This window comes from Pseudomonas sp. NPDC089392, assembly GCF_044749595.1.
In the GTDB taxonomy this organism is placed as follows: domain Bacteria; phylum Pseudomonadota; class Gammaproteobacteria; order Pseudomonadales; family Pseudomonadaceae; genus Aquipseudomonas.
Map to the genome: position 1 here is coordinate 46,203 of NZ_JBIVIF010000035.1, position 14,436 is coordinate 60,638.

11 protein-coding genes are annotated in these 14,436 nt (G+C 64.6%); 10 read left to right on the forward strand and 1 reads right to left on the reverse strand.

The window, feature by feature from the left end; translation table 11 throughout:
* The first annotated feature begins 377 nt into the window (after nucleotides 1-377).
* The 4 genes from ACIP1G_RS24115 (at nucleotide 378) to accC (ending at nucleotide 4,719) form a co-directional block, all read left to right on the forward strand.
* Nucleotides 378-2,150: a protein-disulfide reductase DsbD gene (locus ACIP1G_RS24115; RefSeq protein WP_400741372.1), complete on the forward strand. Its 1,773-nt coding sequence runs from the start codon at nucleotides 378-380 to the stop codon at nucleotides 2,148-2,150.
* 179 nt (nucleotides 2,151-2,329) lie between these two features.
* Complete coding sequence (aroQ, locus tag ACIP1G_RS24120) at nucleotides 2,330-2,785, forward strand: type II 3-dehydroquinate dehydratase (RefSeq protein ID WP_003255330.1); 456 nt, start codon at nucleotides 2,330-2,332, stop codon at nucleotides 2,783-2,785.
* Nucleotides 2,786-2,884: 99 nt separating this feature from the next.
* On the forward strand, nucleotides 2,885-3,346 hold the full coding sequence (accB, locus tag ACIP1G_RS24125) for an acetyl-CoA carboxylase biotin carboxyl carrier protein (protein ID WP_056807100.1): 462 nt from the start codon (nucleotides 2,885-2,887) through the stop codon (nucleotides 3,344-3,346).
* 17 nt (nucleotides 3,347-3,363) lie between these two features.
* Nucleotides 3,364-4,719: an acetyl-CoA carboxylase biotin carboxylase subunit gene (gene accC / locus ACIP1G_RS24130; RefSeq protein WP_400741375.1), complete on the forward strand. Its 1,356-nt coding sequence runs from the start codon at nucleotides 3,364-3,366 to the stop codon at nucleotides 4,717-4,719.
* 209 nt (nucleotides 4,720-4,928) lie between these two features.
* Here accC and ACIP1G_RS24135 read toward each other — a convergent pair whose 3' ends face one another.
* Nucleotides 4,929-6,782: a sigma-54-dependent Fis family transcriptional regulator gene (locus ACIP1G_RS24135; protein WP_400741377.1), complete on the reverse strand. Its 1,854-nt coding sequence runs from the start codon at nucleotides 6,780-6,782 to the stop codon at nucleotides 4,929-4,931.
* A gap of 283 nt (nucleotides 6,783-7,065) precedes the next feature.
* On the opposite strand from ACIP1G_RS24135, the gene ACIP1G_RS24140 reads away from it, so the two are divergent.
* The 6 genes from ACIP1G_RS24140 to ACIP1G_RS24165 all read left to right on the forward strand — a co-directional run bounded on the left by ACIP1G_RS24140 (nucleotide 7,066) and on the right by ACIP1G_RS24165 (nucleotide 14,322).
* Nucleotides 7,066-8,121: an ATP-NAD kinase family protein gene (locus tag ACIP1G_RS24140; RefSeq protein WP_400741380.1), complete on the forward strand. Its 1,056-nt coding sequence runs from the start codon at nucleotides 7,066-7,068 to the stop codon at nucleotides 8,119-8,121.
* Nucleotides 8,122-8,143: 22 nt separating this feature from the next.
* On the forward strand, nucleotides 8,144-9,121 hold the full coding sequence (locus ACIP1G_RS24145; RefSeq protein ID WP_010951830.1) for a thiamine pyrophosphate-dependent dehydrogenase E1 component subunit alpha: 978 nt from the start codon (nucleotides 8,144-8,146) through the stop codon (nucleotides 9,119-9,121).
* Nucleotides 9,122-9,154: 33 nt separating this feature from the next.
* Nucleotides 9,155-10,177 (forward strand): alpha-ketoacid dehydrogenase subunit beta, encoded by a 1,023-nt coding sequence (locus tag ACIP1G_RS24150; RefSeq protein WP_400741382.1) that lies wholly within the window; start codon nucleotides 9,155-9,157, stop codon nucleotides 10,175-10,177.
* Nucleotides 10,174-11,280: an acetoin dehydrogenase dihydrolipoyllysine-residue acetyltransferase subunit gene (locus ACIP1G_RS24155; RefSeq protein WP_400741384.1), complete on the forward strand. Its 1,107-nt coding sequence runs from the start codon at nucleotides 10,174-10,176 to the stop codon at nucleotides 11,278-11,280. Before ACIP1G_RS24150 ends, ACIP1G_RS24155 begins: the two co-directional genes overlap by 4 nt.
* Nucleotides 11,281-11,916: 636 nt before the next feature.
* Nucleotides 11,917-13,650 (forward strand): C13 family peptidase, encoded by a 1,734-nt coding sequence (locus tag ACIP1G_RS24160; protein ID WP_400741387.1) that lies wholly within the window; start codon nucleotides 11,917-11,919, stop codon nucleotides 13,648-13,650.
* 27 nt (nucleotides 13,651-13,677) lie between these two features.
* Nucleotides 13,678-14,322, forward strand: coding sequence for an oxidoreductase (locus tag ACIP1G_RS24165; RefSeq protein ID WP_400741390.1), 645 nt, complete (start codon nucleotides 13,678-13,680; stop codon nucleotides 14,320-14,322).
* Nucleotides 14,323-14,436: the final 114 nt, after the last annotated feature.

The following is a 14,436-nucleotide window of genomic DNA, read 5'->3' on the forward strand; positions in this document are numbered from 1 at the left end:
GATCGAGCGCCGCCCGCGCGGCGCTTCGCGGCTAAAGCCGGTCCTACGTTTGTTTCGGGCCAATTATTCCTGTGGGATTCGCGCGCGAACGTCTTGGCGCATGTCTCGATATCGCGTCGTACAAACAAGGCGGTCGCGCGCGCCTGGCACAGAAGGGACTGGCCCGAAACAAACGTAGGAGCGGCTTTAGCCGCGAAGCGCCGCGCGGGCGGCGCTCGATCTCCCAGGCGCTGCACCTGTCACGGCGAACACCTCCCAGGCGCTGCACCTGTCACGGCAAACACCTCCCAGGCGCTGAATATGTCATGACGAACGCCGGCCCCACCCCCAACCAACTCCGCTATCATGCCCAGCACGTTCCACCTCGCGAGTCCGCCATGCACCGCCTGTTTTTCCTGCTGTTCCTGCTGCTGGCCAGCCCTGCCTTCGCCACGGGCCTGCTCGACAACCGCCCCAGCGCCACCCTCGGCGCCGCGTCGCTCTCCAACAACGCCGACTTCCTGCCGGTGCATGAGGCCTTCAAGCTCAACCTGGTCCGGGCCGATGCGCAAACCATCAAGCTGCGCTTCGTCGCCACCGATGGCTACTACCTCTACCGCCACCGCTTCCAGTTCCGCACGGAACCTGCCGACATCGCCCTGGGCACACCCAACATCCCCAAGGGCGAGGCCAAGCACGATGAGTTCTTTGGCGACGTCGAGGTCTACCACGGCGTGCTCGACATCGAGCTGCCACGCAACGATCCGCGCGCCTTCACCCTGTTGGTGGGCTACCAGGGTTGCGCCGACAAGGGCCTGTGCTACCCGCCGGAAACCGCACGCCTGAGCATCGATGGCGAAGGCGGCGCAAGCACGCCGGCCACCGCCGAGCACGGCTGGAACTGGAAATCGCTGCTGCTGTTCTTCCTCGCCGGGGTCGGCCTGACCTTCACCCCCTGCGTGCTGCCGATGCTGCCGATCCTCTCTGGCGTGGTATTGCGCGGTCAGGTCGGTGGCCTGCGCGGGCTGGCGCTGTCGCTGGCTTACGTGCTGCCGATGGCGGCCAGCTTCGCAGCGCTCGGCGCCCTCATGGGCTTGTTCGGCGCCGGCCTGAACCTGCAGGCGCGCCTGCAGTCGGCCTGGGTGCTGGTGCCCTTTGCGCTGTTCTTCGTGGTGTTCGCCCTGGCCATGTTCGGCCTGTTCGAACTGAAGCTGCCACAGGCCCTGAACAACCGCCTGAACAATGTCGCCAACCACACCAGAGGCGGATCGCTGCTGGGTGCGGCGGTGCTGGGCGTGCTATCCAGCCTGCTGGTATCGCCGTGCGTGTCGGCCCCCCTGGCCGGTGCCTTGCTGTACATCAGCGCCAGCGGCGACGCCCTGGGCGGTGCGCTGAAGCTGTTCGCCCTGGGCCTTGGCATGGGGGCGCCATTGCTGCTGGTGGCCACCGGTGGTGCGGCCTGGCTGCCGAAAAGCGGCCCTTGGCTGAACACGGTGAAAAACGCCATCGGCGTGCTGCTGCTGGGGCTGGCCATCGGCCTGCTCAGCCGGGTGCTGCCGGGTCCGGTGAACTTGCTGCTGGTCGGTTTCCTCGCTGCGGGCGTGGCACTGTTCCTCGGCGCGCTGGAGTTTGTCGTCAAAACCGCGCGCCAGCGCCTGGCACAACTGCTCGGCCTGGCCTTGCTGGTATACGCCCTGGCCTGCTGGTACGGTGCCCTCAGTGGCCAAGGCGACCCGCTGCGCCCGCTGCCCGTTGCAACACTTGCGGCCACCGGCAGCAACCCGGCAGAAAAGGCGAATGCCTGGCAAACCATTACCACCCCTGACGCACTGGACGCGGCCCTTGCCCAGGCCAAGGCGGCCGGCCAGCCGGTGTTGCTGGACTGGTACGCCGACTGGTGCATCAGTTGCAAGGTAATCGAGCGCGAAGTGCTTACCGCGCCGCAGGTGCAAACGCAGCTGGCCGGCTTCCAGCTGCTGCGTTTCGACATCACCGAGAGCAATGCCGAGCAACGCAAACTGCTCGACCGCTACCAGCTGTTCGGCCCGCCGGCCCTGTTGTTCTTTGCCGCGAACGGCAGCGAAATAACCGCCGATCGGGTGATTGGCGAGATAAACGCCGGTGAATTTGCGCGAATTCTTACACGCGTACGCGGCAAAGTCGGTCTATAACTTCCCGCGAGCCGTAAAAAAACCTCGATTCAGTGACCAGATTTAATTATTTGGTCACATACTTCGCGCGAACCTCGGACATCGTGTTGGCTATTGCCGGGAACTGGACACTTGCCGTCGCTTTACGGCACACTCGCCGCGCTGTGTCGAATTGCCCTACAAATCCAAGGAATCCGCAGATGGCAACGCTACTGGTGCTCCACGGCCCCAACCTCAACCTGCTCGGTACCCGCGAGCCTGGCCACTACGGCGCCGTGACCCTGGCCCAGATCAACCAGGACCTGGAGCAACGTGCCCGCGCCGCAGGCCACCATCTGCAGTACCTGCAGAGCAACGCCGAATACGAACTGATCGACCGCATTCACGCCGCACGCAACGAGGGTGTGGACTTCATCCTGATCAATCCGGCTGCTTTCACCCACACAAGCGTCGCATTACGTGACGCATTGCTTGCGGTGAGCATCCCATTCATCGAAGTGCACTTGTCCAACGTGCACAAACGCGAACCGTTCCGTCATCACTCCTACTTTTCCGATGTTGCCGTAGGGGTGATCTGCGGCCTGGGCGCCAGCGGTTATCGCCTGGCCCTGGAGTCCGCACTGGAACAACTGGCTGCCAACGCACAGCCCAAATGATGAAAACCCTGGCCTAAGTGGGCCGGGGTTCGAGAGAAACGTTTCAGATACGTTTTTTGTATTTCGCCCCCTGACCGAACCTTTGGGAGTTGATGATTAATGGATATCCGTAAAGTCAAGAAACTGATCGAGCTGCTGGAAGAATCTGGCATCGACGAACTGGAGATCAAGGAAGGCGAAGAGTCGGTCCGTATCAGCCGTCACAGCAAGACCCCAGCTGCCCAGCAGTTCTACGCACCAGCTCCAATGGCTGCCGCCCCGGTTGCTGCGCCAGTTGCCGCCGCTGCCCCTGCTGCCGAAGCTGCCGCTGCCGCCCCGGCCCTGAAAGGCACCGTGGTTCGCTCGCCAATGGTCGGTACCTTCTACCGTAAGCCGTCGCCGACCTCGCCGAACTTCGCTGAAGTTGGCCAGAGCGTGAAGAAGGGCGACACTCTGTGCATCGTCGAAGCCATGAAGATGATGAACCACATCGAAGCCGAGATCGGCGGTGTCATCGACGCCATCCTGGTAGAAGACGGCCAGCCGGTTGAGTTCGACCAGCCGCTGTTCACCATCGTTTGAATCGCGGAGAGCCAACGATGTCTGGGAAGCTCGAAAAAGTCCTGATCGCCAACCGCGGGGAAATTGCCCTGCGGATCCTGCGTGCCTGCAAAGAGCTGGGTATCAAGACCGTCGCCGTGCACTCCACCGCCGACCGTGAACTGATGCACCTGGGCCTGGCAGACGAGTCGGTCTGCATCGGCCCTGCATCGTCCAAGGATTCCTACCTGCATATCCCGGCGATCATCGCTGCCGCCGAAGTAACCGGCGCCACCGCGATTCACCCGGGTTACGGCTTCCTGGCGGAAAACGCCGATTTCGCCGAGCAGGTGGAAAAATCCGGTTTCGCCTTCATCGGCCCGAAAGCCGACACCATTCGCCTGATGGGCGACAAGGTTTCGGCCAAGGACGCGATGATCAAGACCGGCGTACCGACCGTACCGGGCTCCGATGGCCCGCTGCCAGAAGACGAAGAAGTCGCTCTGGCGATTGCCCGTGACGTCGGCTACCCGGTGATCATCAAGGCCGCCGGTGGCGGTGGTGGTCGCGGCATGCGTGTGGTGCACAAGGAAGAGGACCTGATCGCCTCGGCCAAGCTCACCCGTACCGAAGCCGGTGCTGCCTTCGGCAACCCGATGGTCTACCTGGAGAAGTTCCTGACCAACCCACGTCACGTGGAAGTGCAGGTGCTGTCCGACGGCCAGGGCAACGCCATCCACCTGGGCGACCGTGACTGCTCGCTGCAGCGCCGTCACCAGAAGGTGCTGGAAGAAGCACCAGCACCGGGCATCGATGAAAAAGCCCGTCAGGAAGTATTCAAGCGTTGCGTCGATGCGTGCATCGAGATCGGCTACCGTGGTGCCGGTACTTTCGAGTTCCTGTACGAGAACGGCCGCTTCTACTTCATCGAGATGAACACCCGCGTGCAGGTTGAGCACCCGGTGTCCGAGATGGTCACTGGCATCGACATCGTCAAGGAGATGCTGAGCATCGCCGCTGGCAACAAGCTGTCGTTCCGCCAGGAAGACGTAGTGATCCGTGGCCACTCGCTGGAGTGCCGGATCAACGCCGAAGACCCGAAGAAGTTCATCCCGAGCCCAGGCAAGGTGAAGCACTTCCACGCCCCGGGCGGCAACGGCGTACGCGTCGATTCGCACCTGTACAGCGGTTATTCGGTTCCGCCGAACTACGACTCGCTAATCGGCAAGCTGATCACCTACGGCAAGGACCGCGACGAAGCCATGGCGCGCATGCGCAATGCCCTGGACGAGATTGTCGTCGACGGCATCAAGACCAACATCCCGCTGCACCGCGACCTGGTGCGTGATGAAGGTTTCTGCAAAGGCGGCGTCAACATTCACTACCTCGAGCACAAATTGGCTAACGAAGCGTGATCGAGTAGTGTGATGTACCGAAAACCCCGGACTTGTTCCGGGGTTTTTTATTGCCTGCCAGGGCCTCATCGCGGTCCCTGTAGGAGCGGCCTTGTGTCGCGATGGGCCGCGCAGCGGCCCCAGGATTTCAGCTTTGCCGCAGATATTGCCGGGGCCGCTGCGCGCCCCATCGCGACACAAGGCCGCTCCTACAGGGACCGCGAAGAGGCTTATCCTTTCATCCGCGGCATGTCGATGCGGTGCTCATGCACCCGCCGATACAGGGTCGCCCGTGAAATACCCAGTGCCCGCGCCGCATCGGCCGGCTTCCAGCGATGGCGGATCAGCGCATCCAGCAACAGCTGCCGGGCCGGGCACGACACGCCGCTTTCACCCGAAACAATCGTCTCGCCCCGCACTTCCTGCGGCAGGTCCTGCACCCGCACCTGCCCGCCCTCACTCACCGCACAGCCATAGCGCAACACTTGCCGCAGCTGGCGCAAGTTCCCCGGCCAGCGGTACACCAGCAGCGCCTGCAAGGCATCATCCGCCAACACCACCTCAACCCCGCAGGCCTCGGCCTCCTCGGCCAGCAACTGGTGAATCAGCCCCAACCGGTCCTCGCGCTCGCGCAGGGGCGGCAGCTCAAAGCGGGCATTGGCCAGGCGGAAATACAAGTCCTCACGAAAACGCCCATCCTCCACCATCGCCGCCAAATCACGATGGGTGGCGCAGATCACCTGGATATCCACCCGCTCCCGCCGCGCCGCGCCCAGCGGCGCCACTTCACCCTCGGCCAGCACCCGCAGCAACCGGGTTTGCAGGTTCAGCGGCATGTCGCCGATCTCATCAAGGAATAGCGTGCCGCCATCAGCCTGCTGCAACAGCCCTTGCATGCCTTTGCTGGAAGCCCCGGTAAAAGCCCCGGCTACATAGCCGAACAGCTCGCTCTCGATCAGGCTTTCCGGAATGGCCGCGCAATTCAGCGTGACAAACGGGCCATCGCAACGCTGGCTGTGCTGGTGCAACTGACGGGCGAACACCTCTTTGCCAGCCCCGGTCTCACCTTGCACCAATACCGCCAGGTTACAGTCCTTGACCCGCGTGGCCAGCCGCAGGTGCTGCTCGATGCGGGCGTCCTGCGCCTGGCGCAACGGCTGCGCGCGCTGGCGCTGCTGCGGTGCGCTGACCCGGCCATACAGCCCGCCCAACCCTGGCAGGCGCTGGGCGGACGATGCGTTCACCCGGCGCAGTTGGTCCATGTCGAACAGCTCGCCAATATGCTCGGGCAAGCGCCCCAGACGCTCCACCAGGCGTTGCCGCGCCAGGCTGTTGATCGCCTGCAGGCGGCCATCGGCGTCCCAGGCCAGCAAGTAGTCGGGCTGGCTTTCCACATAGCCAGGCGTGCCATGGGCGCGCATCACCCAGTGGCCCTGGGCGCTGTGCATGAAGAAGGCATTTTCGATTTCGCGAGCAGTCTGCTCGACCAACTGGCGAATCAGGTGCTGGCTGCGGCGGTCGTCCGGTGACTGCAAGGCCGACACGTCGACCACGCCCAGCAACGCGCCCAGCGGGTCGAACACGGGCGCTGCGGTGCAGGTCAGGCCGATGAACGCAGCGCGGAAGTGGTCGCGCTTGTGCACCGTGACCGGGGCCTTGCTGGTCAGCACCGCCGCCACACCGCAGGTGCCCTCCTCGCCCTCCGACCAGCAGGTGCCCAGGTACAGCCCGGCCTTGCGGCAATCATTGCGAATGGCCGACTCGACTCGGTAGTCGATGGTGCGCCCCTGGGCATCGGTCAGCAGCACGCAGTAGTCGGCGCCACGCACGCGCTCGTGCAGGCGCGCCACGGCATCGCTAGCGATGCGCAGGAACAGTTCGGCGCGTTCGCGGCATTCATTGAGCAGGCTTTGGGAAAGGATGCGCGGCCCCTGCTGGGACCCTGGGTCGAGGCGGTACAGCTCCATGGAACGGCGCCATGAATCGAGGATCAGCGGTGGCACCGGCGCCTGCGGCAGGCGGTCGGCATTCTTCAGCACCCTGCTGACGCAGTCCACATGGGCTCGGGAGTTCGCGGCAAGCATTCAGGCCCTCCGGTTCTCGTTGCTGTTTTTATCGTTGTCCGACCATTAAGCGCTTCCCGGCATGCCCCGACAAGCACTGTGTGATTGCCGGCTGGCTTGAGACGCAGCGTCTCAGCGTTTCGGCCATGCCGGCCCTGCGCTGGCACCCGGCGTCTCGCCAGCGCCGCCATGGGGGCGTGCCTTTATGCCAGCAAACCGCTCTAGCGCAGCCATCTCGCCCACCCGAAAGAAAGCTGGCACCGCGCTTGCTCCTGCCCTGGCAAACAAAAATACGAGGTGCGCCATGCCGCTACCCGCCCCGATTGTCGGGATCATTGCCAACCCTGCCTCTGGCCGCGACCTGCGCCGCCTGACCGCCAATGCCGGGCTCTATTCGAGCACCGACAAGGCCTCGGCGATCCAGCGCCTGCTTGCTGCCTTCGGCGCCACCGGCATCGGCCAGGTGCTGCTGCCCAGCGACATGACCGGCATCGCCGCCGCCGTGCTCAAGGCCAGCCAAGGCCCGGGCGCCCGTGACCAACACTGGCCGGCCATCGAAATACTCGACCTGCCGCTGACCCAGACCGTGGCCGATACCCGCCTGGCCACCCGGCGCATGGTCGAGCGCGGTGTGGCGATGATCGCCGTGCTCGGCGGCGATGGCACCCACAAGGCAGTGGCTGCCGAGGCAGGTGACGTGCCGTTGCTGACCTTGTCCACCGGCACCAACAATGCCTTCCCCGAACTGCGTGAAGCTACCAGCGCCGGGCTGGCCGGCGGCCTGCTCGCCAGCGGCCGGGTACCGGCCAGCATCGGCCTGCGCCGCAACAAGCGCCTGCTGGTGAAAGTACCTGAGCAGCAACTTGCCGAATGGGCCCTGGTGGAAGTAGCGGTGTCGCCGCAGCGCTTCATCGGTGCCCGTGCGCTCAGCCGCAGCGAGGACCTTTGCGAAGTCTTCGCCTGTTTCGCCGAACCCCATGCCATTGGCCTGTCGGCCCTGTGCGGCCTGTGGTGCCCGGTTTCACGCCAGGACCCGCACGGCGCCTGGGTACGCCTGAACCCCGGCGCCGAGCAGGCGCTGCTGGCACCCCTGGCGCCCGGCCTGCTGCAAGGTTGCGGCATCACCGCCAGCGGCCAGCTGACACCCGGCGTTGCCCATCGCCTGAGCCTGGCCAGCGGCACCCTGGCGCTGGACGGCGAACGCGAAATCGAATTTGCCACGCACGACACTCCCACCATCACCCTCGACCACCAAGGCCCTTTGAGCGTGGACGTCGAGGCCGTGCTGGCGCATGCCGCCCGCCATCACCTGCTGGCCGTGCCACGCGGCCACCGGCTGCACCCTGCAAACCCGTGTTGAGACAACCCTGGAGAACAACAAGATGTCCAATCAACTGAGTACCGAACAACTGCTGCATGCCTATGAAGTGATGCGCACCATCCGCGCCTTCGAAGAACGCCTGCATGTGGAATTCGCCACTGGCGAGATCCCCGGGTTCGTCCACCTGTATGCCGGTGAAGAGGCCTCTGCCGCCGGGGTCATGGCCCACCTGCGCGACAGCGACTGCATCGCCTCGACCCACCGCGGCCACGGCCACTGCATCGCCAAGGGCGTGGACGTGTACGGCATGATGGCCGAAATCTACGGCAAGAAGACTGGTGTGTGTGGCGGCAAGGGCGGTTCGATGCACATCGCCGACCTGGAAAAAGGCATGCTCGGCGCCAACGGCATTGTCGGCGCCGGCGCACCGCTGGTGGCTGGGGCAGCGTTGGCAGCCAAGCTCAAGGGCCGTGATGACGTGTCGGTGGCCTTCTTCGGCGACGGCGCCTCCAACGAAGGCGCGGTGTTCGAAGCCATGAACATGGCGTCGATCATGAACCTGCCGTGCATCTTCGTCGCCGAGAACAACGGCTACGCCGAGGCCACCGCCTCCAACTGGTCGGTGGCCTGCGACCACATTGCCGACCGCGCTGCCGGCTTCGGCATGCCCGGGGTGACCATCGACGGCTTCGACTTCTTTGCCGTGTACGAGGCGGCCGGCGCCGCCATCGAACGCGCCCGTTCCGGGCAAGGCCCGTCGCTGATCGAGGTCAAGCTCAGCCGCTACTACGGCCACTTCGAAGGCGATGCGCAAACCTACCGCGCCCCCGATGAAGTGAAGAACCTGCGCGAATCGCGCGACTGCCTGATGCAGTTCCGCAACAAGACTACCCGCGCCGGCCTGCTCACTGCCGAGCAACTGGATGCCATCGACGCCCGTGTCGAGGACCTGATCGAAGACGCCGTGCGCCGCGCCAAATCCGATCCCAAGCCACAGCCCGCCGACCTGCTCACCGACGTCTACGTCGCCTACCCCTGAGCCGCGGATTACAAGAACAACAGGAGAACCACCATGGCAAGAAAGATCAGCTACCAGCAGGCCATCAACGAAGCCCTGGCCCAGGAAATGCGCCGCGACAACAGCGTATTCATCATTGGCGAAGACGTCGCCGGCGGTGCCGGGGCCCCCGGCGAAGATGATGCCTGGGGTGGCGTGCTGGGCGTGACCAAGGGCCTGTACCACCAGTTCCCCGGGCGCGTGCTCGACGCGCCGCTGTCGGAAATCGGCTACGTCGGCGCCGCTGTCGGTGCCGCCACCCAGGGCCTGCGCCCGGTGTGCGAGCTGATGTTCGTCGACTTTGCCGGCTGCTGCCTGGACCAGATCCTCAACCAGGCTGCCAAGTTCCGCTACATGTTCGGCGGCAAGGCGGTCACCCCGCTGGTGATGCGCACCATGTATGGCGCCGGCCTGCGGGCAGCGGCCCAGCACTCGCAGATGCTCACCTCACTATGGACACACATCCCCGGGCTGAAAGTGGTGTGCCCTTCCTCGCCCTATGACGCCAAAGGCCTGTTGATCCAGGCAATCCGCGACAACGACCCGGTGATTTTCTGCGAGCACAAGCTGCTGTACAGCATGCAGGGTGAGGTGCCGGAAGAGGTGTACACCGTGCCGTTTGGCGAAGCCAACTTCCTGCGTGATGGCGACGACGTGACCCTGGTCACCTACGGGCGCATGGTGCATGTGGCGCTGGAGGCCGCCAACAACCTGGCCCGCCAGGGCATCGACTGCGAAGTGCTGGACCTGCGCACCACCAGCCCGCTGGACGAAGACAGCATTCTGGAAAGCGTGGAAAAAACCGGCCGCCTGGTGGTGATCGACGAAGCCAACCCGCGTTGCTCCATGGCAACCGACATCAGCGCACTGGTGGCGCAGAAAGCCTTTGGCTCACTCAAGGGCCCGATCGAAATGGTCACCGCGCCGCACACCCCGGTGCCGTTCTCCGATGCCCTGGAAGACCTTTACATCCCTGACGCGGCGAAGATCGAGGCCGCCGTGCGCAAGGTGATCGAAGCCGCAAGGAGTGCCGCATGAGCCAGATCCATACCCTGACCATGCCCAAGTGGGGCCTGTCGATGACCGAAGGCCGGGTGGACACCTGGTTGAAGCAGGAAGGTGACGAGATCAACAAGGGCGACGAGGTGCTGGACGTCGAGACCGACAAGATCAGCAGCAGCGTCGAGGCGCCGTTCAGCGGCGTGTTGCGCCGCCAGGTGGCCAAGCCCGATGAAACGCTGCCGGTGGGCGCGCTGTTGGCGGTGGTCGTGGAGGGCGAAGCCGAAGAGTCCGAGATCGATGCCGTGGTGCAGCGCTTCCAGGCCGAGTTCGTCGCCGCAGGTGGCGGCGACCAGCCCCAGGGCCCGGCCCCGCAAAAGGCGGAAGTGGGCGGCCGCCTGCTGCGCTGGTTCGAGCAGGGTGAAGGCGGCACGCCACTGGTGCTGGTGCACGGTTTTGGTGGCGACCTCAACAACTGGCTGTTCAACCACCCGGCGCTGGCAGCCGAGCGCCGGGTGATCGCCCTTGATTTGCCGGGGCATGGGGAGTCGGCCAAGGCCCTGCAACGCGGCGATCTGGATGAACTGAGCGAAACCGTGCTGGCGCTGCTCGACCACCTGGACATCGCCAAGGCGCACCTGGCCGGGCATTCGATGGGTGGTGCAGTCAGCTTGAACGTGGCGCGCCTGGCGCCGCAGCGGGTGGCCAGCTTGAGCCTGGTGGCCAGCGCCGGGCTGGGCGAGGCGATCAACGGGCAGTACCTGCAAGGTTTCGTCAGTGCTGCCAACCGCAATGCGCTCAAGCCACAGATGGTGCAGCTGTTTGCCGAGCCGGCGCTGGTCACCCGGCAAATGCTGGAAGACATGCTCAAGTTCAAGCGCCTGGAAGGCGTCGATCAGGCCCTGCAACAACTGGCAGCGGCGCTGGCCAACGGTGACCAGCAGCGCCACGACTTGCGCGGGGTATTGGGGCAGCACCCGGCACTGGTGGTGTGGGGCGGCAAGGACGCGATCATCCCGGCCAGCCATGCCGAAGGGCTGGAGGCTGAAGTGCTGGTGCTGCCCGAGGCAGGGCATATGGTGCAGATGGAGGCGGCTGACGAGGTGAACCGGAGGATGGTGGAGTTTTTGCGGGGGCGTTGAGGGCAAAGAATCAAGGGGTGCATGCCTTGGTGCAGCATTAGGGCATGGAAGTGCATGCCTTGGGTCTTTCAGCGCCTGTGAGATCGAGCGCCGCCCGCGCGGCGCTTCGCGGCTAAAGCCGCTCCTACGTTTGTTTCCGGCCAATTATGCCTGTGCCATTTGCGCGCGAACGCCTTGGCGCACGCCTCGATATCGCGACGTACAAACAAGGCGGTCGCGCGCGCCAGGCACAGGATGGACTGGCCCGAAACAAACGTAGGAGCGGCTTTAGCCGCGAAGCGCCGCGCGGGCGGCGCTCGATCTCACAGGCGCAGACCAACTCAAGGCATGCACCTGTCAGCCTCCACCCAATCCCTCGACACACACCTCGCCGCCATCGCGGAACCTGTGGGAGCGGGTTCACCCGCGAAAAAGGTCACGCGGTGCATGGCACCGACTTCGCCGGTGTTCGCGGGTAAACCCGCTCCCACAGGGACCGCGCCAGCTTCATGCCATCCTGCAAGATTGCCGGGGCTGCTGCGCAGCCCTATCGCGACACAAGGCCGCTCCTACAGGGGTATGCGTCAGCACATGCGTTCGCTGTTTCAGGATCCCATTCTGCGTCATACTCGGCAGACCTATTGCCCGGTCCTCGCCATGCGTCCACTGCTCCCTATTACCCTGGTCCTGCTGCTCGCCGCCTGTGGCGATGGCGAATCGCTACTTCCGCCGGACGCGCGCCTGCCTGACGGTGGGCGTTATCGGGGCCAGGTGGTCGACGGCCTGCTGCAGGGCGAGGGGCGTATCGACTACCCCAACGGCAGCTGGTACGCCGGCAGCTTCAAGGACGGCCAGTGGCACGGCCAGGGCGAATGGCATGGCCAGAACGGCGAGGTGTACCGTGGCCAGTTCGCCGAGGGGCTGTTCCAGGGGCTGGGTGACCTGACCACACCGGGCAGCCACTATGGCGGCACCTTCAAGCATGGCCGCCGCGACGGCGAAGGCACCCTCAAGCAAGCCGACCAGACCTACCGCGGCCAGTTCAAGAACGACCTGTACGACGGTGCTGGCGAGCTGGAGCTGGCCGACGGCAGCCGCTACCAGGGCCTGTTCGCCAAGGGCAAGCCCAACGGCGCCGGGGTACGCAGCGATGCCAGCGGCAACCAGTTCAGCGGCCACTTCATCAACGGCCAGCTGCAAGGCAGCGGCACCTACGACAGCATCGACGGCGAGCAGTACATTGGTGAGTTCAAGGACAACCGCCTGGAGGGCCGTGGCCGCTATGAAAACGCCGATGGCGATGTGTGGATCGGTGAATTCAAGGACGGCTCGCTGATTGGCGAAGGCGAACTGCTGGGCAGCGATGGCAGCCACTACAAAGGTACCTTCGCCGACTGGCGCCTGTCGGGCCAGGGCAGCCTGCAACTGGCTGACGGCAGCAAGTACATCGGCGGCTTCCTCAACGACGCCTACCATGGCCATGGGCGGCTGATCCTGGCCAGCGGCCAGATTGAAGGCGGCACCTGGGCCAACGGCGTGCGCGTACGCGATCAGAAGGGCAAGCTGCTGCCTGACCCGCTGGACCTGGCTCTGCTCAACCAGGGCCGGCTGTTGGACGAGGCGCTGGCCCGGGTACCGCAATCGGCACCGCCGATCCAGCTGTACAGCCTGGTGGTAGCCGGCGACGGCCAGCAAAGCGTTTTTCTGCGCGAAGCCGACTACGTCAGCAACATGCTCAAGGTGCGCTTTGGCGCCCGTGGCCAGGTAACCCTGGTCAATCACCGCGACCACATGGCCACCCGCCCCATGGCCACCCGCGAGACCCTCACCCGCGCCGCCCGTACCCTGGCCGAACGCAGCGGCCCCGAAGACCTGGTGTTCATCTACCTCACCAGCCATGGCAGCGCGGACCATCAACTGGTGCTCGACCAGCCACGCCTGCAACTGGCCGACCTCTCCGCCGACGAACTGGCCACCGCCCTGGCGCCGCTGAAGGACCGCGACAAGGTAATCGTCATCTCGGCCTGCTATTCAGGGGGCTATATCGCCCCGCTCAAGGATGAGCGCACGCTGATCATGACCGCCGCCCGGGCCGACCGCGTTTCCTTCGGTTGCTCGGAAGAAGCCGACTTCACCTACTTTGGCGATGCCCTGTTCGCCGAAGCACTGAACCAGACCGACGACCTGAAACAGGCGTTTGAACTGGCGCGTGCCAGCGTTGCCGAAAGAGAACAAAGGGAAGGCTTCGAGGCCTCGGAGCCGCAACTGTGGGCGCCGCCGAGCGTGCTTGAACATTGGCAGCACCTGCGCCGGCAACAGGCCGAAGAAGCGTTGCGTAACGCTGCACAAGCCAAGGTGGGGGCACAGGCAGAAATGCCTGCCAACCACTAGACTTGTGTGTAACAAGGGAGAGACATCATGTATTTGACGCCTCAGCATGTCCTGCTTGCCGGTGCTACGGGTCTGACGGGTGAACACCTGCTCGACCGCCTGCTCAACGAGCCCACCATCACCCGCGTGCTGGCGCCTACCCGCCGGCCGCTGGCCGAGCACCCGCACCTGGAAAACCCAGTGGGTGACCCGGCGGTATTCCTGCCGCAACTGGCCGGGCGGGTGGATATTGCCTATTGCTGCCTGGGCACCACGCTGAAACAGGCCGGCTCGGAATCGGCCTTCCGCGCGGTGGACCTGGACATGGTGGTGGCGTTCAGCAAGCGTGCCCGTGAGCTGGGTGCGCGGCATCTGCTGGTGGTCAGTGCGCTGGGCGCCGATCCCAAGTCGTCGATTTTCTACAATCGGGTCAAGGGCGAGATGGAAGAAGCGCTCAAGGCCCAGGACTGGCCACAGCTGACCATCGTGCGGCCTTCGTTACTGCTAGGTGAGCGGATCGAGCCGCGGCTAAGTGAACAGATGGTTTCGCCGTTTTCCAGGTTGATACCTGGCAAGTACCGGGGGATCGAAGCTTGTACCTTGGCCCGTGCGCTGTGGCGCCTGGCGTTGGAGGAAGAGGACGGGGTGCGGGTTGTGGAGTCGGATGAGTTGCGTAGGTTGGGCAAGAAATAGGCTCTACTTGTCAGGGCCTCTTCGCGGGTGAACCCGCTCCCACAGGTACTGTGATCGCCTGAAGATGCACAAATCCTGTGGGAGCGGGTTTACCCGCGAAAGGGCCATCACAGG

Excerpts from the sequence above, each read along its gene's own strand:
- ACIP1G_RS24115 (WP_400741372.1), top strand. The coding sequence starts at position 378 with ATGCACCGCCTGTTTTTCCTGCTGTTCCTGCTGCTGGCCAGCCCTGCC.
- aroQ (WP_003255330.1), top strand. The coding sequence starts at position 2,330 with ATGGCAACGCTACTGGTGCTCCACGGCCCCAACCTCAACCTGCTCGGT.
- accB (WP_056807100.1), top strand. The coding sequence starts at position 2,885 with ATGGATATCCGTAAAGTCAAGAAACTGATCGAGCTGCTGGAAGAATCT.
- accC (WP_400741375.1), top strand. The coding sequence starts at position 3,364 with ATGTCTGGGAAGCTCGAAAAAGTCCTGATCGCCAACCGCGGGGAAATT.
- ACIP1G_RS24135 (WP_400741377.1), bottom strand. The coding sequence starts at position 6,782 with ATGCTTGCCGCGAACTCCCGAGCCCATGTGGACTGCGTCAGCAGGGTG.
- ACIP1G_RS24140 (WP_400741380.1), top strand. The coding sequence starts at position 7,066 with ATGCCGCTACCCGCCCCGATTGTCGGGATCATTGCCAACCCTGCCTCT.
- ACIP1G_RS24145 (WP_010951830.1), top strand. The coding sequence starts at position 8,144 with ATGTCCAATCAACTGAGTACCGAACAACTGCTGCATGCCTATGAAGTG.
- ACIP1G_RS24150 (WP_400741382.1), top strand. The coding sequence starts at position 9,155 with ATGGCAAGAAAGATCAGCTACCAGCAGGCCATCAACGAAGCCCTGGCC.
- ACIP1G_RS24155 (WP_400741384.1), top strand. The coding sequence starts at position 10,174 with ATGAGCCAGATCCATACCCTGACCATGCCCAAGTGGGGCCTGTCGATG.
- ACIP1G_RS24160 (WP_400741387.1), top strand. The coding sequence starts at position 11,917 with ATGCGTCCACTGCTCCCTATTACCCTGGTCCTGCTGCTCGCCGCCTGT.
- ACIP1G_RS24165 (WP_400741390.1), top strand. The coding sequence starts at position 13,678 with ATGTATTTGACGCCTCAGCATGTCCTGCTTGCCGGTGCTACGGGTCTG.